This window comes from Geitlerinema sp. PCC 9228 (assembly GCF_001870905.1).
Lineage (GTDB): Bacteria > Cyanobacteriota > Cyanobacteriia > Cyanobacteriales > PCC-9228 > PCC-9228.
This window is the reverse complement of record NZ_LNDC01000152.1, coordinates 1-21,718: the sequence shown is the minus strand read 5'-3', so window position 1 is coordinate 21,718 and position 21,718 is coordinate 1. Positions and strand designations below refer to the sequence as shown.

Here is a 21,718-nt window from a genome sequence, read left to right as displayed (position 1 = left end):
CTATCGGCTCTTGGTCTAGCCACTACTACGGGAACCTGGCTGTTCCCAAGCCCCGTCGCTTTAGCGCGGGGTCAGTGACAAGATTTTAGCGAAATATCTTCGGGGCTACCTGATTGTCTAGACCGTCTGGCTAGTATAATCCAAGTAGCGGCTTGACTTCGGATACTTAATTTTTTCTGAAGGCAACCATTTTGGATCGTTCCTTTCCCAATCTATCTTAGGATGGGAACCCATTTGTTGAGTTTCTGGGGCTGGCAAGGAAGATACCCTTTCTTGTCCTACCTTGACATGGAGTCCGAAACAGCAAGCAACGTGGACTTAGAGACAATTTTTCAAACCCGAAACCCAATTATTGGCGTGGTTCATCTGCTTCCCTTGCCCACCTCACCCCGGTGGGGAGGCAATTTGAAAGCCGTTATCGAACGCGCCGAGCGCGAAGCGGCTGCCCTCGCTTCTGGTGGCGTTGATGGTATTATCGTGGAAAACTTTTTTGATGCACCGTTTGCCAAAAATACCGTCGATCCAGCCGTAGTCAGCGCCATGAGTCTGATTGTAGACCGGCTGCAAAATTTGGTAACCCTTCCCATTGGCGTGAATGTGCTGCGCAACGATGCCCGCAGTGCCCTGGCGATCGCTTCCTGCGTGCAAGCTCCCTTTATCCGCGTTAACGTTTTAACGGGTGCCATGGCCACCGACCAGGGGGTCATTGAAGGATGCGCCTACGACCTGTTGCGCTATCGCCGGGAACTCGGTAGCGAGGTAAAAATTTTGGCGGATGTGTTGGTCAAACACGCGCGTCCTCTCGGAGCGACCAATTTAACCACTGCCGTCCAAGATACGATCGAGCGGGGTCTGGCTGATGGCATCATTCTCTCGGGATGGTCTACGGGAAACCCACCCAGTTGCGAAGATCTGGAACTTGCCAGTACGGCGGCGAACCAAACGCCTGTTTTCATCGGCAGTGGTGCCAATTGGGAAAATATTACTTCTCTGTTCGGTGCTGCTAATGGCGTAATTGTATCTAGTTCCCTCAAACGCCATGGCAAACGGGACGAACCCATTGACCCAATTCGCGTCAGTCAGTTTGTTGAAGCTGCCCGGCAGGGATTGTCATCGCAGGTGCCTTCGGCACAAGTTTCTTCGATGAAGTTGCCCTCGCAAAGCTAATCCCACAGCCGGTTTGATAAGTGATGTCGTTTTTGGAGCGAACCATGAGGCGCAAACGTCCTACCCCTTGGATTCATCGTTGGTCCCGCCCGTTCATTGGCGCGATCGCTGTTTTGGGAGCTGTGGAAACTGCCTGGCTGACGGCTATCAAGCAAATGGGCCAGGTGGCTGCTATTTGCCCCACCAGCGGTTGCAACGAAGTCCTCAACAGCGACTACGCCTATGCCTTTGGCATCCCCTTAACCCTATTTGGCTTTGCTGCTTATTTCAGCATGGGCGTTTTGGCCTTGGGTCCGCTCGCTATTCGTGCCAAAACCGATGCTTCTCTGCGCGGGGAGTTGGAAGATTGGACTTGGTTGGGGTTGTTTGTTGGCGGTACGGCGATGGCTTGCTTCAGTGGCTACCTCATGTACTTGCTGGCGTTTGAGTTCCAGGATTTTTGCCCCTACTGCATTGCTTCTGCTGTCTTTTCCTTTAGCATCTTTGGCTTGACCATCAAAGGGCACGAGTGGCCGGATGTGGGGCAGCTTTTCTTTACTGGAGCGGTGGTCGGCCTGATCGTTGTGGTGGGGGCTGTGGGCATTCATGCCAATGTCAATACCACCACTGCCGGTACGGCCGGCAATACGACGACCAACACCAATGCTGGTCCTGCCATTACCACCACGTCGGGAGAATCGGAAATGGCTTTGGCACGTCACCTCCAACAAATCGATGCCAAAATGTACGGTGCCTACTGGTGTCCCCACTGTCACGAACAAAAACAACTGTTTGGTAAGGAAGCGATGCAGCTGGTGGATTACGTAGAGTGCGATCCCCAAGGGGCCAACGCCCGACCCCAACTTTGCAACCAAGCCAATATTCGTAGCTTTCCCAGTTGGAAAATTAACGGTCAGCTGGTACGAGGGGTGCAATCGTTAGAAAGCCTGGCGGAACGATCGGGATACGAGGGGCCTGAGAATTTCAAACATGAATTTCCTTATTAGGGCGAATTTCTCTAAAGTCCTGCTAGAAATCAAATTTCACAGTTTTTCCTTACAAAAGAGTTTTGGAGAATTAAACGCGATCGCGCTATGCTAAAAACCACCGCAAAAAATCGCCGCCAAGATGGCGGGCTCGAACAAGTATGGCGATTTTGCATATTGGCCAGTTGCCAGCCCAATAGGAAATCGGAGCTAGAAACGGGCAGCTGATACTCATACCAAATCCGATGTATGTAGATCCACAAAAACGCTTGTGCTGAGCCTGCCGAAGCATAGGGGTAGTGCCCTCCCAGGCAAGGGGCAACCACACTGGAATGGCCCCTATAAAATAATTGTGGTTTGCCCATGTTGGATTTGGTATCAGGTGGCGAGGCGTGCTTTTGTTTACAAAAATTTCAGTAAATATACGGATATTTCCGATCGAAGAATTGACTAAAGTAGAGGAAAACTAGAACTTCAAGGGAATTTGGGCTTTCTCCCCAAAGTTCGATCTTCGATCTACTCGTCGATAAACGTTGTAGAAAGGACGTTGTGAGGAAAAATAGGAAAAATCGCTCCCAGGATGGGGCGATCGCCACCGCCTCGGTTGTAACCTGGCACCGCAGGATTTCTATGCTAGCAAAGGTTCGTAACTGGTTATTTCAACAGCGTCGCGTTTTGACAGCAGCCGTGGGGGTCGCTGCTGGGGTGAGCCTTTTGCGTTTGAGCGGTATGCTACAACCTTGGGAATGGGCGGCTTGGGACCAAATGTTTCGCTGGCGGCAGGCAGCAAATACCGACGATCGCATTTTAATTGTGGGCATTGGGGAGGAGGAAATCCAACAAGGAAACTGGCCCGTCGGCGATCGTGTGATGGCAGAGTTGCTGCGCAAAATTGACGCCCACAACCCGCGCGCCATTGGGTTGGACGTTTACCGCAGCCGACCGCGCCCTCCCGGCCACGAAGAACTGTTGCAAGCGTTTGCAGACATTCCCAATTTGGTAGGAATTGAAAAAATTGGTAACAGCAGCGAAGAGACGGTAACCCCGCCGGAATTTTTGGACGAACGCGATCGCGTGGGGTTTAACAATGTTGTCTTCGACCGAGACGGCAAAATCCGCCGCTCCCTATTTTACTGGCATATGAAGGGGGAAAGCCATACCAGTTTTGCTTTGAAATTGGCTTTGATGTACCTACGAACGGAGGGCATTACCCCCAAAGGCTCCCACCCCGAGGGATATCTCCAATTAGGCGATCGCGTTTTTCCCAGGTTCCAAAGCCGCGATGGCGGTTACGTCAATGCCGACGATGGTGGCTACCAGGTTTTGGTCAACTTCCGCGGTCCGGCGGGGATGTTTCCCACGGTATCCATGAACGACGTTCTCCAGGGCAAGGTGCCATCGGAGAAATTCCGCGATCGCATTGTGCTGATTGGTTCTGTGGCCCCTAGCCTCAAGGATTTATTTCAAACCCCTTACAGCGAAAGTTTGCTCAACAGTCCCCAACGCATTCCAGGGGTGGAACGGCACGCCAATTTTATCAGCCAAATCATCAGTGCAGTCCTCGACGACCGACCAATCATCAAAGTTTGGCCCAACTCAGTAGAGTACCTGTGGATTGTCCTTTGGTCCTCGATCGGGGCAGGGTTGGCTTGGCGGTTGCGATCGCCGGCTTGGTCGCTGGTGGGGGTGCTGGTCAGTGGCGGCGTGTTGTTAGCGACATGTTATTTCTTGTTTTTACCGGGTTGGTGGATTCCCCTGATACCACCGGCTTTGGCACTTACGGTTTCGGCGGTGGCCATCACTGGCTACATTGCCCATTTGGAAGAAGAATTAAAACAGTCTAAAGAATTTCTGCACAGCGTCATTGACACCATTCCCGACCCCATTTATGTGAAAAACAAGCAACACCGTTGGGTGGTTCTCAACGAAGCCTACAGCGAATTTTTAGGCTATCCCACCGCAGCACTCATCGACCGTTCGGAATACGATTTTTTTGCTCCTGCTGATGCCGACCGACTACATCAAGAAGACGAATTGGTATTTCAATCCGGAGAAGACCGGGAAAACGAAGAAAAGTTTACTGATGCCACAGGAAGTACCCGCTTTATTGCCACCAAGCGATCGCTGCACCGAGATGCGGCGGGCAACGTGTTCTTGGTGGGGGTGATTCGCGATATTACCGAACGCAAGCAAATGGAAGAAGAACTCAAACGTACGGCGGCGGAGTTGACTCGTTCCAACGAAGAGTTGCAGCGATCGCAAAGTCGCCTGCGCCACCAAGCTTACCACGACGATCTTACGGGGCTGCCCAATCGGGTGCTGTTCCACGAACGGTTGGATCAAGCCATCCAGTGGGCGGATACCAGCGAGGAAATTGTTGCTTTGTTGTACATTGATTTGGATGGTTTTAAAGAGGTAAACGACAATCAAGGACATGCCGTGGGGAATTTGTTGTTACAAGCTGTTGCCAAGCGTCTGGTTCGCTGTTTGCGCAGCAGCGATACGGTAGCGCGTTTGGGGGGTGATGAATTTACTGCTATTTTGCCGGGGATTCGGGAAGCTGCTAATGCCGAACGGGTGGCGCAAAAAATTCAAGCGACGATATCGGAACCTTTCGAATTAGAAGGGCACAAAATTCAAGTTACTCCCAGCATTGGGATTAGCATTTATCCCTTACACAGCCGCGATCGCGAAACCCTCATCGACCAGGCGGACGATTCCATGTATGCTGCTAAAAAACAGGGGAAAAATTGCTACAAACTAGCACAACCCAGTGCTGGCTAAGGCTATAGCGTACAGATGCGCTCCTGCGATCGATTATTTACAAATCTATACATTTTGTGGACACTTACGTAGAAATACGGATAATATAAAGAGGAAACGATTTTCAAGTTCGTAGCTTTTTGCCAGGAGAGGAAGTACCTCATGAACACTTGGAATCAGGTTGCTGTCTTAGTTAATGCATTAGCAATTAGCTTAGCCATAGTAGCTCCTGCTACTGCAGCAACCCCTGCCAACCATTTTCTCCTCTCCACCGCCCTGGCAAACCAACCATTGGAATCAAGCACGACCGTTTCCGAATACGAACCACCAGATCATGGTGGTCCCGAAGAAACCGGCGATGCTGGTACTCATTAAACAGTAGGATGGCGGCGGCAGGAGAAGGAAATTTCCGAGTCAGAAGTCCACAAACATTGGTTTTGGATGGAAATATGCTTTTGCCATGTTGCACGAGGGTGAGGAAAGTCCTCTCTGTAGTGAGCACCACGACTTTCTTCCCGGAAGCAAGCACTCTGTAAAACCAACATAGCTACATCCAGCAAGTTTTGCGTCTCTCCCCAAGCACGCAATTTGGGCATGGTGTCGCTACGGGCAAAGTGAATATTTTGGCCGGGAATTAGGTTTTGAAAAAATTGCGTCGGTTCTAGCTTGGTAAATTCTTGCTGCCAAGTTTTTATTTGTTCCATACCGGCGGTGAGACGTTCGCGATCGCGCACCAAGCCAGCACTTTGCCACACCAAACGGGGAATTTCCTGTCGCAGTTTGGCGATGGTTTCCCACTGTGACGACGGAATTTCCAACTGGGAAACTTTTGCTTCTGTGGCAACGATCGCCATGGGTGGCATAGCACCTGGTGGTGGCACGTCGACGCGGGCCAGTTCGGCCCCATACACAATACATTCTAACAAAGAATTGCTGGCCAAGCGATTGGCCCCGTGAATGCCAGTACTGGTGGTTTCTCCCACCGCATATAACCCCGGCATGGAGGTGCGGGCACCGCGGTCGGTGGCAATGCCCCCCATCCAGTAATGGGCTGCCGGCGCTACGGGAATGGGGTCGTTAAAAACATCGATCCCCCACTGTCGGCAAACTTGGATGATATTGGGAAAGCGATGGCGAATGCGCTCCGGGGGGATGGGGCGCATATCCAACCAGACATTGGCGGTGGCAGGGTCTAGACCCAAACGCTGGAAATGCCAAAAAATGGCACGGCTGACCACATCCCGGGGGGCGAGTTCTCCGTCGGGATGGTAGTCAAAGGCAAAACGATGCCCTTGGTTGTCTACCAAATGAGCCCCTTCGCCGCGCACGGCTTCGCTGATGAGAAAGTGGGGTGCCCCTGGTTTGGTCAATGCTGTGGGATGGAACTGCACAAATTCCAAATCCCGCAACATGGCACCGGCATGCCAAGCGATCGCTACGCCATCGCCTGTGCTGACGGAAGGATTGGTGGTGCGAGCAAATACCTGACCGCCGCCGCCAGTGGCGAGAACTACCACAGGTGCCGACAGCCACAGAAGTTGATTTTCATAAAAAATGGAAATTCCCTGACAGCAGTGCTGTTGGGGGTGCAGCCACAAACGATGCGCCAGGGCAGGGGCAATAATTTGGATATTTTCTCGTTCCCGCACGCGCTGGGCAAGGGTGCTGGTGACGGCACGCCCTGTGGTGTCGGAAGCGTGGAGAACGCGGCGGCGAGAGTGGGCAGCTTCTAGGGTGAGGGCAAATCCCTGGTTTTGCCGGTCGAAGCCTACCCCCAAATCGGCGAGGTGTTGCACGCATTCAGGGGCTTTTTGTACCAGAAAATCAACCGCTGCGCGATCGCACAAGCCAGCACCGGCTTTGAGGGTATCTTCCAAGTGAATTTGGGGGGAATCGTCGGGGGCAATGGCGGCGGCAATGCCTCCCTGTGCCCAGTCGCTCGCTGACAGGGGCAGATGTTCTTTGGCGATGATGGCTACTTGCAGGTGTTGGGGCAAGCACAGGGCAGCATACAAACCAGCAGCACCAGCGCCAACCACGAGAACGTCAAATTGGGGCACTTCTTCGGCGGCAAAAATATTGGGCGAACGGTTCTCGGTAGATTCCATAAAAGGGCAAATGAACGAAGGCTGGTGGTAGGCAAGATTTTCTAGCTAAAAAAATCTCCCTTTGCGAAATTATGTTTCGATAGATTGGCTGCCTATCTTAACATTATTTCACAAAAGGGAGTTGTTCTAGCGAATGTTGGTTGTTAATCACCGATTGCCCAACTAGTAGTGACCGTTGTTAATGCGTGCGCCACCTTGGGTTAGCTCGGTTTGCATTTCTGTAACGATAAACTGGTCTAGGTAGGATTGTATAAATTCTTTTTGTTTTTCCGTAAGACCGGGGATATCCAGAACGTCTTCTACTTCTTCGTAGGGGGCATTTTTAACAATTTTAGAAGCAATTGTGGGATACATTCCCGGCAGATCTCGGAAAGCGCGCACGTTGGTATTGTTTAGGTCGATTTTATACCCCATTTCTTGCAGCTTGTCGCTGACTTGATTGCGATACTGGACTTCTACGCCCAGCACTGGCTGCAAGAAGGTGCGATCGCTTAATGTGCCTGCCCGAGCTTGACCGGTCATACCCAGCCATCCCAAGCAGCTAACAACCAAAAGTACGACCGAAAGCAGGCGCACTGCTACATTCATCAAAACCATTCCTCCCTTGGAACTATTCAACCTGTAGACGGGGTTTGTTTTCTAGAATACCATTTTGAGCAGATTTTCTGTTGAGAAAATATACTGGATTTTTGGGAATGCTCCGTGGCTTTTGCCGGAAATATTTGGCTGGAGTTCACTTTATTGACGGGATTGGGTTTGTTGTTGGATAAACGAGTGCAGTTGGTCAAATGTGGTGGTGTAGGTGGCAATAGGGGTTTCGTAGCCTTTTAAATTGACGGTATGCGGCTGAAATAGAACACTATCTGGGCACCACTGTTGAAAAGAGCTGTAGGTGGTTTCGCCAATAGCAACATCCTGTTTGATTTCTTTGGTGGCTGACTCCAGACGAAAAGCTGCGTTCACCGTATCTCCCAGGGCGGTATAATCGGGGCGATCGCCGGTTCCCGTATTCCCTACCATAGCATACCCCGTATTTAATCCAGCCCCAATGCGCATGGGGAAAGGCACGGGATATTGCTGGCTGAGTTTTTGGCTCACTTCGTGCAGGGCGTCAATGGCGGCGAAAATGCGCGCAATTTCCTGCTGGCGCACCCCTTCGCTGGTGTGAAACCATACCGCCATGACTGCATCGCCAATGTATTTATCCACCCAACTGCCGTGTTCCCGCAGGATATTACCGCACTGGCGAAACCAACTGCCAATCATCTCCGAAAGTACTTTTTCATCCATGTTGCGGGTCATCACCGTAAACCCGCGGATGTCAATTACCATAACAGAAATGAGGCGGCGCACGTGCAATGTGGCCGTCAAATCTTCGACTTCTGATTCTTCCAGTTCCTCGCTATGGGGTTGGGCTGGGTGGTAGAACTCTAACTCTGTTTGACCAAACACTAAGCGATCGCCGCTTTGCAGGGCAACCGGAATGCTAACCCGACGACCGTTGACAAAAGAACCATTGCGACTTCCCAAATCGATCAGGAATAATTCTCCATTATCCATATATTGCAAAATCGCATGATGTCTGGACATCCAACGGTCGGGGATAACCAGATCGTTGTCTTTACTGCGACCAACGGTCCAGCAATTGCCCTCATCTAAGGGCAAATAGCTTTTACCAGACTTGCCGCGCCTGACGAGATAAGGATGGATGGGTGGCACTGTTACCGCATCCCTCACTGGCAAAACTTCCAAATCTATTACTAAGCATAGCTTCTCCCAACCGTAGCCAGAGAATTATTGCCGGATAAATTCTGCCATATTCCATATCCTTCCGGATGTTTAGGCAGCAGATGCCCCCAACCAAAATAAAAAGTCTACCAGAATTGTACTCAAAACGGCACCACTGAAAGCCCACCAACGAGCTTGGCGAATTCGTAATGGGAACAACCCCGTAGCTAGCAATATAGCAGCTAGCAAGCCAGCACAGCTAATTCCCCAAGGGGTCTGTACCAAGGCTACCGCTTCTTGCAAAATCGGCAAGGCTTGTTCCGGGTCTACCTGCATCACGCGACGCCAGTAGGGAATTAACCCTACAGCATAAAAATACAAATCGGTGATAGCGGTTCCCAGTAAAGAACCCAAATAAAACCAATTTCCCACTTGCCAGCGTCCCCGATACAAGCACCAAATGGCAAAGGGCAAACCAATGGCTTCGACGGGCAAATGCACGTAGGGTTCCGCGCGCAGCCATCCCCAATAAATGGAACCAGCCAACCAGCTCCAGCTAAACCCTAACAACAAGTCTCCCCACAAAGCCATTTTGGGTTGAGACAGTAACCGCATCCCCAGCCATACCCAGATGCCAGTTATTGCCAGACTCGCCAAGGGCAACTCCCGCACCATGGGGGCTTGTATGAATACCGGTACGCAAACTAAGAACACTGCCCCAAAAAAGGCTTGCCATTTCAACGCTATTTGGGGAGGAAAGATTTTCTTCGCGGAGGTTGTAGATTTGGGAACTGCTTTTTCCAGCAGGGATATATGGGTGTTTAGCATTGTGCTTGGTTTTTGGTCAAACAAAGTTATTGTTAAGATTTATTTACTTAATTTCATTTTCCTTAAGATACCACAATCTTATCCCCCCTGGGGGGATATTGGTTGAAATTTTAGCTTTCTTTAAGGGAAAGTGGCAATTTTGGGAGCTACCGAGCGTACCGAGGTACCGAGCTTGGGAGATATACATTTACTTTGGTTTGGGGAAGATTGGTGGGTGGGAATTTTTGATGTTGGGGGACGATCGACAGTAAGATGCGATCGCTTATTACTTTACCTTCAGGTGGCGAATGGCAAGAAACAACGGAACAGAATAAATACAGGAACAGGGCAACTACGGAAACAGAGCAAATACAGGAACAGGATAAATACAAAAACAGGGCAACCACGGGGGGTTGCCCCTACTATAAAATTGTGGTTTTTTTTCGGATTTCATTTCCCAAGCTCCCAGGCTCCCAGGCTCGGTACGCTCCCAGGCTCGGTACGCTTCCACGCTCGGTACGCTCCCAAGCTGAAATTCCTGCTCCCGTGCTATAAAGTGGTACAAACGAGAGGAGACGAAGGAACAACAAATAATGGCAAAATGGCGATCGCTAAGCCGTACTGCAGGGTGGCGTTGGCTTGGTTTGGGGAGTTTGGGATTTAGTCTGCCGTTTTTGGTAACTCAAGCTGCCGCCACCACCGAGGCAACCGATGCCACCGCTTCCATGAATTGGTTTCAAGCGGCTGTATTGGGGATGGTGCAGGGCTTGACAGAATTTATCCCCATTAGCAGTACCGCTCATTTAAAAGTGGTTCCCGTTGCTTTGGGATGGGGCGACCCGGGGGTATCGTTTACCGCTGTGATTCAATTAGGAAGTATTGCGGCAGTGTTGTGGTATTTCTGGAAAGATTTATCGACGTTGACCAAGGGTAGCTTTCGAGCCATTCAACAGAGAGATTATCAGGCACAGGAGTTTCGGATTGCGGTGGGAATTGCTGTGGGTACCATTCCCATTGTGATTTTGGGGTTGCTTTTAAAGTCAGGAATTGTTATTGATTATGAAAATTCCCCTTTACGGAGCTTGACTGCGATCGCATTGGCTTCTATTTTTATGTCCCTGTTTATGGCGATCGCGGAAGTAGGTAGCGCCCACAAACGCGGGTTCGATACCCTAGGAAGAAACGATGGCATTTGGACTGGCGTGGCGCAATCGTTGGCTTTGATTCCCGGCGTATCCCGTTCCGGGGCAACCATCACCGCCGGTTTGTATTTGGGATTGCAGCGAGCCACCGCAGCGCGGTTTTCCTTTTTGTTGGGGATTCCAGCGATTACCTTGGCAGGATTGGTAGAACTGCCGGAAATTTTTAAAACTTCTACCTCGAACGTTGGACCCGTGGCGATGTTGGTAGGATTGATTTCGGCGGTAATATTTTCGTATTTAGCGATCGCGTGGTTGATTCGCTACTTGCAAACCCAGAATACTTGGGTGTTTGTGTGGTATCGCCTGATTTTTGGCGTGGCGATTTTGCTAGCGATTTGGGCAAAACTGCCTTGGACCGCAAATGCATAGCATATTTTGCTTTTATTGTCAAGAAAACGAGCGTAAAATAAAGACCAAACATGAACGTAAAGCCAGCGAAAATTAGCAAAGTTCTACCGGATTCCATCGCCGCCGAAATGGGGTTCGAGGCGGGAGACGCCATTGCCAAGATTAACGGCGAAGCACCCCGAGATTTGATTGACTATCAATTTTTGTGTGCCGACGAATACTTGGAACTGGAAGTCGTTGACCAAAACAGCGATCGCCACTATCTTGAAATTGAAAAAGAAGTCGATGAAGATTTGGGCTTAGAATTTGAAACCGCCCTCTTCGATGGTTTAATGCAGTGCAACAACGCCTGCCCTTTTTGCTTCATCGACCAACAACCGCCAGGCAAGCGGGAAACCCTCTACCTGAAAGACGACGATTATCGCCTCAGTTTTCTTTACGGTTCCTATCTCACCCTCACCAATTTATTGCCGCAAGAATGGGAACGAATTGCCCGGTTGCGTTTGTCGCCGCTGTATGTTTCCGTTCACGCCACCGAACCGGAAGTACGCAGCCGCCTGTTAAAAAATCCTCGTGCTGGTAGAATTTTAGAACAACTCCAGTGGTTTCGCGATCGCCGCTTGCAAATTCACGCTCAAGTGGTAGTTTGCCCGGGCATCAACGACGGCGAACATTTAGAACGCACCCTGCGAGATTTGGCACAGTTTGGTGGTGGCGACATTCCAGCAGTGGCATCGGTAGCCGTAGTTCCGGTGGGATTGACGCGATTTCGCCCCAGCGAAGACGAACTGGTACCGGTAAAACCCGCCAAAGCACAGGAAGTGGTGGGGCAAGTGCAGAAGTTACAAAGCGAGTTTCTGGCAGATCCAGAAATCAATTCTCGTTTTGCGTGGCTGGCTGACGAATGGTTTTTAATTGCCGGGGAAGATTTGCCCCCCGAATCTCACTACGAAGACTATCCCCAATTGGGCAATGGAGTTGGTTCCATTCGTTTGTTCTTATCAGAATTTGAAACAGCCGCCCAGAATTTACCCACGCGAGTAGAAACGCCACGACGGTTGAGTTGGGTGGTGGGCAATGCTGTGGAAAAAGCATTTCAACCCATTTGCCAGCGTCTCAATCAAGTAGAAGGATTGACGGTGGAGATGGTGGCGTTGCCCAGTTGGTATTGGGGAATTGATATTGCGGTGACGGGATTGCTGACGGGGCAAGATTTGTTGCGTGGTTTGTCAGGGAAGGATTTGGGAGATGCGATTTTGTTGCCTTCCCTGTTGCTGAAAAATGACGATACGGTGTTTTTGGATGATATGACGGTGTTGGAGGTGGCTTGCGAGTTGAAGACGCATATTTTACCGGTTAGTGGTATTGAAGATTTGTTGCATCAGTGCGTAGCGTTTTCTGGCAAGGAAATTTTGGAAGTTTCAGGGTAAATTCTAACGAAATATCCTCCTGGTTTGCCAGTAAAAGCTGAGGAGTTGGCTGATGGGATGGTATCTACGTTTGAAGGCAGTTTTATTATGATACGCCTTTTACAAGAACCAAGTCAGTTGAGCCAGCAGTTAACCAATACCGAAATTATATTGAATTGCTATTTGTGGTTTCTAGCGATCGCGATGATACCAGGAACCATTGTTTCTAGTCGCGATCGCGCAGGGAGTTTTGTTTAAGTCCCAATAGCAGGAGGAATAAGAATGTGTGATTCTCTGGTGGCTCTACCCGATGTTACAAAAACAGGAGAGCTGATTTTTGGCAAAAATAGCGACCGTCCAGCAGGAGAAATACAAGAGGCAATTGTCATTCCTGCTCAAACCTATACCGCTCAAGCCTCTGTTGAGTGTACCTACATCACCATTCCTCAAGTGGAACAAACCCTCGCCGTCATTATTTCCCAACCGAAGTGGATGTGGGGCGCAGAAATGGGGGCTAACGAATGCGGAGTGGTCATTGGCAATGAAGCAGTGTGGACCATCGAACCGACTCGCAGCACGGGGTTACTGGGCATGGATTTAGTGCGTTTGGGTTTGGAAAGAGGTACCAGCGCCAGGAAAGCCTTACAGGTGATTGTTGAGTTGTTGTCCCAATACGGACAAGGAGGCAACTGTGCCGAACACTTTTCCATGAACTACCATAACTCTTTTTTGATTGCGGATCGAAAAGAAGCCTGGGTTTTAGAAACCGCCGGTCAGTATTGGGTTGCCGAACAAGTCACTAGCGGAACCCGGTCGATCTCTAATCAGCTTAGTATCAGAAATGCTGGTACAATCCGCCACCCTGAAGTGGTTGAATTCGCAATTAATCAGGGATGGTGTCAGAGCGAACAAGACTTTGACTTTGCCCAAATCTTTAGCAGCAGTTTCGTCAGCGACGTACCATCTCCTCATTCCAGAGAAGGTAGAGTCAGGCAACTTTGTCAGTTCAATCAAGGCAAGTTTTCTGTAGAGACAGCCCAGTCTATTTTAAGGGATCATCACGGTGGGGTTTGTATGCACGGAGCGTTTGTGACAGCAGGCAGTCAAATTTCTTCCTTATCGGAACAAGGAGACCAGCACTGGTTTATCCAGCAACCCCACCCGTGTCAACACGATTACCAACCCGTCTCTTTGTCTCAACATGGTTCCCATGCTTCAAGTTTACTCCCAAGCTAACGATCGAGCGTTAATTCTCTTTATTAATATCCAATCAAGTACTGCGTCAATCTAATACCATTTCTGAAAAACAACGAGTCTGGAATTTCTCAATTGCCCTGGTAGGGGCGCTCACGCGTTGCGCCCCTACAAAAATGCCTCTATTATCTCTTGCATATTATCAAGGAAATGGTATTAGGCGTAGTGAGGCTTTATCTCAATCGCAAATGTTTTGCCTGGCTTTATTAAGCTATTTCCACATATGGGATCGCTATTTCAACGATGGATCGAACGGTTGCTGCCTTACAATTTTCGATTTCCAACAGAAGGAAAGAATAATGACGCAGCACTGACAGCTAAAATAGCTGAAGTGAAAAACGCGATCGCTGGAAACCAGATTCCCTCATGGGCATAGACAGAAAAACCAAAAATGATGCTTCCTACAGTCACAATGATATCAAGGAAATTACGCCAGAGAATATAAGCAATCAATAAACTGACAAGAATACCCAAGGAAATCCAAAGCCATGAAGCCACCGGTGGTAAGGACCAGTCAAACACATGAATTAAAGCATATCCTCGCCATGATTTGGGAAAAAGATCGAAACTGAGATGAACGGCATTGGTGACACAAAAACCAATGGTAAAGCCTCGTATTAATTGAATTTGAGTTAAAGTAGTGATGCTAGCTAATAGCATGGGAATAATTGCACCATGAGTCAAAAAGGCACGATGATGCAATAACCACTCTGGAAAGTGTCGATCGATATCAGCAAATTTAATGCCAATTTTGGCACCAATCACTAATCCGATTAATGTTAATAAGTAGTACATTTTTCCTTGAGGGCGCGATCGCTGCTGAGCCTAGCGAATCTAAAGTTTTATCCTATCATCAAACAATGGCATGATTCATGAGATTAATTGCCTAATTGAGCGCCACGATCGATCGAGGTGCCATCATCGACACTGGCAAATTCTAAACCTGGTATTTCTTCGGTATGGGGATCGGGTGGGTGATATTAGCCGCGACGTTGCATCATGTCACCCCGATTGACACCAGCAGCAATAATTTTGACCAAAATTTCTCCTTTACTGGGTTGGGGAGAAACAATTTCTTTAATTTTCAAAACGTCTGGTTTCCCGTAGGCTTCTAGGAAAACTGCTTTCAGGGTTTCTTTGATTGTTGCTTTAACTCATTTGGTAATTTTGCTTCCGGCAAACGTGCCAACCGCGCGATCGAATCTTCGATTCGCTGCCAGAGGCGATCGCGCCATGGATTTTTAGAAATCCCCTTGTAATAACTTGAACGATTGATGGAACAACAATATCTAATGAATTGTCATTTGTTCTGAGTTCACTTCAATCATTAGCTCATCCCCATCATTTAAATCCTCAAGGGGGAAGGTAATAATTTCAAGAATATCAGGAGACTGAAAATGTTCGGGTTTGGTTTCAGGGTGAGGATAGTAGATCAAGCCGTTTAATCGATGATTGGAATCGGTCACAATTCGGCAATCAAAAAACGAAAAGTCTTCGGCAGGATTTTCAGGGGACCATTTCACTTGTCGAAAGGTACACTTGGGATTTTTGATTTTATATTGGTATGGAGCAATTGAAAGATTGATCGTCCCTACATAGTAGCCATCCAGATTCAGTCCTCTTTCATGAAACAATGGTTTTTGCAATTCCAGTGTCCCTTTTGGGAAGCGAGGATCGCCGGATTTTCCTGAAGCAACGCCATATCCTTGTTTAACCTTGCCTTTGACTTGAATCCAATTAACCATCATTATACAATTAGCTTAATTCCAACGCTGACCGTGATTCCACCAAGGTCGTCTAATACCATTTCTGAAAAACAACGATTGTCTGGAATTTCTCAATTGCCCTGGTAGGGGCGCTTCGCGAAGCGCCCCTACTCATGCGTTGCGCCCCTACCAAAATGCCTCTATTATCTCTTGCATATTATTAAGGAAATGGTATAAATCAATATAGCAATTCCGACAGTGGTGAGGTACAGCATATGCTTATTATAAGACAATTTAAGGCTTAATTTTGTACTTCATGATTCTAAAACTGCTATAAACCCTTCTATTCCAATCAACGAATATGTCTAACTATCAACCTCCTGTTGCAGAATTGCTGAACTATGGCGACTGTTGCTATCCTAAAGACTGACTCAATAACGCTTTCAGAAAAACGGAAGTCTTAAATTTGAAAATTTAATTGAGCTCCGTTGTGGCGCGATCGCGCAATTGAATCAAACTGCTAGGAAAACCTAGATCTGATTCCAGTTTTTGCCATTCAACTTGCCCTAAATTTGAAAAATAACTTAATTTAACTTTTTGAAACATTATTTGATTGAATTTATTTAAGCCTTATCCCCCTATTTTAGTAAATTACTTGCTCGATTTTTCATCATTATCACAATTTATTAAACCTTCTAACTGTTTATCTTTCCAATTTTGCATAGTTTAAATTTTGTCTTACTTCTATATGTAAACAATTAATTTTACATACAAACAAAGCAATTAATTGATTCAAACATACTCAAAAATTAAAGCTATTTAGAGAAAATTTTATATATTTGAAACATAAAGTCATGTATTAATAAACAACTATTGTTATATATAGTAAAATTTTGGACACAACAGAATTTTGTAATCATTTTGATATTGGTGTTCGGTCTTTGTCAATAATATGGTCGCATTTATCATCTCCCATCATTTATCCCCATACCCATCATCCCCTGCGACGCTTGGGAAGCTGCCACCACATGATAACCCCCGTTATAACCAACGTTAGCAATCCCAACGCATTCAGAAACGGATAAATGCTGGTTAGGTCGATGCTGCCGAACTTGCCGCGATGCAAATCCAGCAGCCAAAGCCAGTCGCCGCTTTTGCCGTTGAGAATCGCCCACTGATAGGCAGACCCTGTAATCAGCGTCAACAGCAAGGGCAACATCATAATTGGGGCTAGGGTGGAATGGAGGCGTCGCAGGCGTGCTTTGTTGATGGTGGGCATGGGAAATACCTTTCTATCGCTAACTTCGGCAGGTTTCGTCGAGTCGTGGTTCAAATTTACGCAAACGGAGGGCGTTGGTAACCACGGAAACCGAACTAAACGCCATGGCACCGCCGGCAATCATGGGATTGAGCAACCATCCGAAAATGGGATAGAACAATCCGGCGGCAATGGGAATGCTGGCCGTATTGTAAACGAAAGCGAAAAAGAGATTTTGGCGAATATTTTTCATGGTAGCGCGACTGAGTTGAATGGCGGTGACGATGCCGTGCAGGTCGTCGGAAATTAGGGTGATGTCGCTAGCGGAAATGGCAATGTCGGTGCCGGTGCCAATGGCAATGCCAATGTCGGCTTGTGCCAAGGCGGGAGCGTCGTTGATGCCATCGCCAACCATGGCTACTAGCTTGCGGCGGTGGTTGCGTTTGTTTTTGGGAACTTCGGCTTGCAGCGATCGCACAATTTCGGCTTTTTGGTCGGGGCGAACTTCCGCAAATACCCGGTCAATACCTACCTCACGCGCGATCGCATGAGCTGTATGTTGGTTGTCTCCCGTCAGCATCGCCACTTCAATCCCCATCCGCTGCAACGCTGCTACAACGGTGGCAGCCGTGGGTTTCACCGCATCCGCGATCGCTAGCAACCCTTCCAGACGACCGTCAATAGCAATCCAAACCGTGGTTTTGGCATCCTCTTCCGCTTTTTCCGCATATTCCGCCAAAGGTTGGGTATCGATTTCTAACTCCCGCATCCAAGCTGCCGTGCCAATTTGCACCCAACGACCGTCTACTCTGCCTTGCACGCCGCTACCTGCGATCGCTTCAAAACCATCTTCCACAGAACCCAACAGGCTCACTTCCTGGGATTTGGCATATTCCACGATCGCTTCCGCAATGGGATGTTCGGAACTTTTTTCCAAAGTTGCCGCCAACTGCAAAATTTTCAATTCGTCGCCGCTTGCCCCGTCAACGGTTACGTAATTGGTCACCGAAGGTTTGCCCGCTGTCAGGGTTCCGGTTTTATCCAGCACAATGGTTTGCAAGTGGTGGGCAATTTCCAGACTATCTGCCCCTTTAATTAAAATGCCGTTTTCCGCACCTTTGCCGGTTCCCACCATCACCGAAGTTGGCGTTGCCAGACCCAGCGAACAGGGGCACGCAATAATCAAAACGCTCACCGTCGCCACCAGGGCAAACGTCAAATTGCCACTGGCAAAGAACCACACCACAAACGTTAGCAAAGCGATCGCCATAACCGTGGGCACAAACCAAGCCGTCACGCGATCGACCAACTTTTGAATGGGAGCTTTGCTGCCCTGAGCTTCTTGCACCAACTGTACAATTTGGGATAAAACCGTATCTTTGCCCACCCGCGATGCTTTGGCTTGAAAGCTGCCAGTTTTGTTAATGGTTGCGCCAATCACCTCATCGCCAGCTTTTTTGGTCGCCGGAATCGGTTCTCCCGTCACCATGGATTCGTCTACCGTCGAAGAACCTTGGGTTACTTCCCCATCTACCGGAATTTTTTCCCCAGGTCGCACCAAAAATATATCCCCCACTTGCACCTGAGAAATGGGAATATCTTGTTCTCGACCGTCGCGAATCACCCTTGCCGTCTTGGCTTGCAATCCCATTAACTTGCGAATCGCCTCAGAAGTTTGCCCCCTGGCACGATGTTCCAGCCACCTGCCCAGCAACACCAGGGTAATCACCACCGCTGCCGCTTCGTAGTACACTTGGGTAGATAGATCCTGCGATTCAAAGAAACCACTAAAGAACGTGGGAAACAGCGAATACAAATACGCCGCTCCCGTGCCCAAAGCCACCAGCGTGTTCATATCCGCCGTAGCGTGTTTGGCAGCTTTCCAGGCACCGATATAAAAACCGCTACCGCACCAAAAGACCACCGGCGTTGTCAGTAGCAATTGCAACCAGGCATTGTGCCACCAAGGGGCAATAAAAGGTATATCGATCCCGGTCATGGCTGGTAGGGAACCCACCACCAAGATAAAACTGATAACGCCGCCAACAATGACTTTTTTCTGGAGAAGGCGTTGCTGGCGTTTTTCGGCGCGATTTTGGCTGTCGTCTTCCGTTTCCGCATCTAGGGAAACGGGTTCGGCACCGTATCCCGCTTCTTTGACTGCTGCTTGAATTTGTTCGCTATCGGCTTGGGTGCCGTCGTATTCCACCGTCGCTTGCGAAAGGGCAAAATTAACATTGCACGATCGCACGCCCTCGACACCGCTGATGGCTTTCTCCACTCGGTTGGCACAGGCAGCACAACTCATGCCCGATAGTTGAAATTGTTGGTTTTGGATTTGACTCTGGTTTTTTGCCTTGGTTCTGGCTTTGACCATGCTAGAACCCCTCCTGGAAACAATGAATTGAGAATTGGTTCTAGCGTAAAGTCTCCACCTTACTGGAGATTCAAGCAGGTTTCACAAAACTTTACAGCAAAACGGTTGACAAATTTACAATTTTTTCTTTTGTTTTCCTGACAATTCATTTTCTCTATGTTGGAACTGCGCGAACTCACCGATACCTCCCATGCCGATTGGGAAGCCGTGTTGCAAATTTACGAGACTGCTTTCCCGGCAGACGAACGTTTCAGTAGCGAACGGATGCGAAAACGGGTCCAAAATCGCCAAGACCGTCTGTTTGTGGGATATTTAGATGAAAAAGTGGTATTTATGGCGCTAACTTCGCCTTTATCGGGAACGGAGTTTGTGCTGCTGGGATATTTGGCAACCCATCAAGATTTTCGCGGTCGGGGCATTGGCAGTCAATTTTTGCGTCAAATTGTGGCAACTATACACCAGCAGTCTCGGCGGTATTTGCTGTTGGAAGTGGAAACCCCAGATGCGGGCAATGATGTGTTGAAATCTCCTTTATCGCCGACAGAACGCCAGCAACGCCAACGACGCATTCAATTTTACCGGCGTTTGGGGGCTGTGGAACTGGCGGGGGTGAGATATTTTGTGCCCGGTTTGTCGGGAGGGGAACCTACGGAGATGAAGTTGATGGTGTTGCCGAAATATCACCAAAATGCGATCGCGGGGGAAAAGGCACGCTATCTGGTGACGCGATTGTTCGTGCATGGCTACCGGCAATCCAAACGCGATCGGCTTTATCAAATTATGATGGATAGCATCGGCAATACTGTGGATTTAATTTGATGGATGACCTATGATTGCCATCAACCTCGACCCCCAATTAAAACTCACCGATGAAATATTCGCGCAAATCTGCCGCTGCAATCCGAACTTACGGTTGGAACGCAGTGCCCAGGGAGAATTGATTGCCATGCCTCCCACAGGCAGCGAAAGCGGTCGTCAAAGTTTGGGATTGAGTGCCCAGCTTTGGGTTTGGAACCAGCAAACGAATTTAGGTGTGGCTTTCGATTCTTCTACTGGTTTCAAGCTTTCCAACGGTGCCATTCGTTCCCCGGATGCTGCTTGGGTGAAAAAAGAACGCTGGCAAAGTCTTTCTCCAGAACAAAAACGCAAGTTTGCTCCCATTTGCCCGGATTTTGTTATTGAGTTACGTTCTCCGACGGATGAGTTAGAAACGCTCCAGCAAAAATTGCAGGAATATATCGATAATGGTACGCAGTTGGGTTGGTTGGTCGAACCCGAATCTCGCCAAGTTTGGATTTATCGCTGTCAAGGAAAAGTTGAAATATGCGATCGCCCTGACAAGCTCTCCGGCGAACCCATACTATCTAATTTTGAAATGGATTTGCAACTGGTTTGGCAAGATTGAAATGCCGTTTGTAATTAAAAAAAAGCGATCGATGGTTACCCTACAACTACAACAACTCGACATTCCCCCCGGTCAAAGATTGTGGCTGCGAGATATTGACTGGCAAGCCTTGGAAGCCATTTTAAAAGAACTGGGCGAACATCGCGCTGCCCGCATTGCCTACTATCAAAACACTTTAGAAATCAGGATACCGCTGCCCAAACGCGAGCGAGAAAAATCTCTCATTAGCGATGCCATCAAAATTTTATTAGAAGAATTGGAAATCGATTGCGAGTGTTTGGGTTCGACCACATTCAAAAATCCCGAACGAGGCTATGGCATCGAACCGGATGAGTGCTTTTATATGGCCAACCATCAGCTTGTGGTGGGCAAAGACCGTCTCGATCCAGCGATCGATCCACCACCCGACCTTGCTTTAGAAGTCGATGTCACTTCCAAAACGCAAATCGATGCCTATCTGGGATTGGGGGTTCCGGAGTTGTGGATTTATGAAAGTAGTGCGTTGAACATTTATGTTTTGCACTCGGAGCAATACCAACCAAGTTCCACAAGCCCTACTTTTTCCGAACTTCCCGTTCCTACCCTCATTGCCGAACTCCTCAACCAAAGCCGAACAACGGGCAGAAGCCCTGCTTTACGCGCTTTTCGCAAACGAATCCAAGCAACAATCTAATTTTGCAGCGAATTTGTATTTTTTAAGAAATTTCGCCACTAGATCGCTTTGACTTTCCAACGATATAACAGCCAGCGGAAATTTGTTGGAATGGTGAGTGCCAACCTCCCAACAACCAATTAGTCGGAGAATCAATTTTGTACGGAACCCCCGTTTCTTCCATTTCTAGTTCCCTTTTTCTAATCCTGTATTGTTTCTATCCAACTGGCTAGAACTTGCCACAACAAATTACCGCTTCGCTTTACTTGGATAAATCATTTTCACAAATGGTCAAATCTTGCCACCTTTCAGGCTTGACGTTGTTATTTTGCAACCACAGACATCCCTGCTGCATCAGTTCGTCTCCTGTTTTCCATTTTGTCAACAATTTCACCGTATTGTCCCTGCTAGCAGAAGCAATGGTATTGCCATCTCGACTGAAGGCTACGTGTGTGACCGTATCTTCGTGCCCGAGAGTCTGCAGAAGTTCCCCCTGGCGATTCCACAATTTCACCGTATCGTCATCGCTAGCAGAAGCAATGGTGTTGCCATCTGGACTGAAGGCTACG

The 21,718-nt window shown here is 48.5% G+C and carries 20 protein-coding genes; 11 read left to right on the top strand and 9 right to left on the bottom strand.

Annotated elements, in window-relative coordinates:
* Positions 1-312: 312 nt before the first annotated feature.
* The 4 genes from AS151_RS16790 to AS151_RS16770 all read left to right on the top strand — a co-directional run bounded on the left by AS151_RS16790 (position 313) and on the right by AS151_RS16770 (position 5,270).
* Entirely contained in the window at positions 313-1,167 is an 855-nt protein-coding gene (locus tag AS151_RS16790) for a photosystem I biogenesis protein BtpA (protein WP_071518221.1), read from the top strand.
* Positions 1,168-1,211: 44 nt separating this feature from the next.
* On the top strand, positions 1,212-2,153 hold the full coding sequence (locus tag AS151_RS16785; RefSeq protein WP_071518220.1) for a vitamin K epoxide reductase family protein: 942 nt from the start codon (positions 1,212-1,214) through the stop codon (positions 2,151-2,153).
* A gap of 609 nt (positions 2,154-2,762) precedes the next feature.
* A complete protein-coding gene (locus tag AS151_RS16775; protein ID WP_071518215.1) occupies positions 2,763-4,916 on the top strand; it encodes a CHASE2 domain-containing protein in 2,154 nt (717 codons plus the stop codon).
* A gap of 141 nt (positions 4,917-5,057) precedes the next feature.
* Complete coding sequence (locus AS151_RS16770) at positions 5,058-5,270, top strand: hypothetical protein (protein ID WP_071518214.1); 213 nt, start codon at positions 5,058-5,060, stop codon at positions 5,268-5,270.
* Here the strand turns inward: AS151_RS16770 and nadB are convergent.
* The 4 genes from nadB to AS151_RS16750 form a co-directional block, all read right to left on the bottom strand.
* A complete protein-coding gene (gene nadB / locus AS151_RS16765; RefSeq protein WP_071518213.1) occupies positions 5,267-7,003 on the bottom strand; it encodes an L-aspartate oxidase in 1,737 nt (578 codons plus the stop codon). The genes AS151_RS16770 and nadB overlap by 4 nt on opposite strands.
* Before the next feature lie 162 nt (positions 7,004-7,165).
* Positions 7,166-7,591 (bottom strand): photosystem II complex extrinsic protein PsbU, encoded by a 426-nt coding sequence (gene psbU, locus AS151_RS16760; protein ID WP_071518212.1) that lies wholly within the window; start codon positions 7,589-7,591, stop codon positions 7,166-7,168.
* A 150-nt stretch (positions 7,592-7,741) separates the two neighbouring features.
* Positions 7,742-8,755 (bottom strand): adenylate/guanylate cyclase domain-containing protein, encoded by a 1,014-nt coding sequence (locus tag AS151_RS16755; protein ID WP_244533054.1) that lies wholly within the window; start codon positions 8,753-8,755, stop codon positions 7,742-7,744.
* An 87-nt stretch (positions 8,756-8,842) separates the two neighbouring features.
* Positions 8,843-9,559, bottom strand: coding sequence for a DUF3120 domain-containing protein (locus tag AS151_RS16750; RefSeq protein ID WP_084639659.1), 717 nt, complete (start codon positions 9,557-9,559; stop codon positions 8,843-8,845).
* A 704-nt stretch (positions 9,560-10,263) separates the two neighbouring features.
* Between AS151_RS16750 and AS151_RS16735 the strand changes: the two genes are divergently transcribed.
* The 4 genes from AS151_RS16735 to AS151_RS16720 are packed head-to-tail and all read left to right on the top strand — an operon-like array spanning position 10,264 to position 13,733.
* Positions 10,264-11,109 (top strand): undecaprenyl-diphosphate phosphatase, encoded by an 846-nt coding sequence (locus AS151_RS16735; protein WP_211517630.1) that lies wholly within the window; start codon positions 10,264-10,266, stop codon positions 11,107-11,109.
* Positions 11,110-11,159: 50 nt separating this feature from the next.
* Positions 11,160-12,518: a TIGR03279 family radical SAM protein gene (locus tag AS151_RS16730; protein WP_071518208.1), complete on the top strand. Its 1,359-nt coding sequence runs from the start codon at positions 11,160-11,162 to the stop codon at positions 12,516-12,518.
* A gap of 24 nt (positions 12,519-12,542) precedes the next feature.
* Positions 12,543-12,755: a hypothetical protein gene (locus AS151_RS16725; protein ID WP_071518207.1), complete on the top strand. Its 213-nt coding sequence runs from the start codon at positions 12,543-12,545 to the stop codon at positions 12,753-12,755.
* A gap of 24 nt (positions 12,756-12,779) precedes the next feature.
* The gene (locus tag AS151_RS16720) at positions 12,780-13,733 is read left to right on the top strand and encodes a C69 family dipeptidase (RefSeq protein ID WP_071518206.1); all 954 of its coding nucleotides are present in this window, start codon (positions 12,780-12,782) and stop codon (positions 13,731-13,733) included.
* Between the two features lie 282 nt (positions 13,734-14,015).
* Here AS151_RS16720 and AS151_RS16715 read toward each other — a convergent pair whose 3' ends face one another.
* From AS151_RS16715 to AS151_RS16700, 4 genes are all read right to left on the bottom strand, one after another.
* Positions 14,016-14,546, bottom strand: coding sequence for a hypothetical protein (locus tag AS151_RS16715; protein ID WP_071518205.1), 531 nt, complete (start codon positions 14,544-14,546; stop codon positions 14,016-14,018).
* A gap of 494 nt (positions 14,547-15,040) precedes the next feature.
* Positions 15,041-15,499 (bottom strand): hypothetical protein, encoded by a 459-nt coding sequence (locus AS151_RS16710; protein WP_071518204.1) that lies wholly within the window; start codon positions 15,497-15,499, stop codon positions 15,041-15,043.
* 952 nt (positions 15,500-16,451) lie between these two features.
* A complete protein-coding gene (locus AS151_RS16705) occupies positions 16,452-16,736 on the bottom strand; it encodes a hypothetical protein (RefSeq protein WP_071518203.1) in 285 nt (94 codons plus the stop codon).
* Between the two features lie 19 nt (positions 16,737-16,755).
* On the bottom strand, positions 16,756-19,092 hold the full coding sequence (locus tag AS151_RS16700) for a heavy metal translocating P-type ATPase (protein ID WP_071518202.1): 2,337 nt from the start codon (positions 19,090-19,092) through the stop codon (positions 16,756-16,758).
* Between the two features lie 156 nt (positions 19,093-19,248).
* Here AS151_RS16700 and AS151_RS16695 point away from each other — a divergent pair, with 156 nt between their 5' ends.
* Genes AS151_RS16695 through AS151_RS16685 form a run of 3 tightly spaced genes read left to right on the top strand, consistent with a single transcriptional unit; the run spans position 19,249 to position 21,170 of the window.
* Positions 19,249-19,911 (top strand): GNAT family N-acetyltransferase, encoded by a 663-nt coding sequence (locus AS151_RS16695; RefSeq protein ID WP_071518201.1) that lies wholly within the window; start codon positions 19,249-19,251, stop codon positions 19,909-19,911.
* A gap of 10 nt (positions 19,912-19,921) precedes the next feature.
* Complete coding sequence (locus AS151_RS16690; protein ID WP_071518200.1) at positions 19,922-20,497, top strand: Uma2 family endonuclease; 576 nt, start codon at positions 19,922-19,924, stop codon at positions 20,495-20,497.
* A gap of 31 nt (positions 20,498-20,528) precedes the next feature.
* Entirely contained in the window at positions 20,529-21,170 is a 642-nt protein-coding gene (locus AS151_RS16685; protein ID WP_071518217.1) for a Uma2 family endonuclease, read from the top strand.
* 241 nt (positions 21,171-21,411) lie between these two features.
* Here the strand turns inward: AS151_RS16685 and AS151_RS16680 are convergent.
* Positions 21,412-21,718, bottom strand: a 307-nt coding sequence (locus AS151_RS16680) for a hypothetical protein (protein ID WP_139240712.1), incomplete at its 5' end; no start/stop codon positions are given.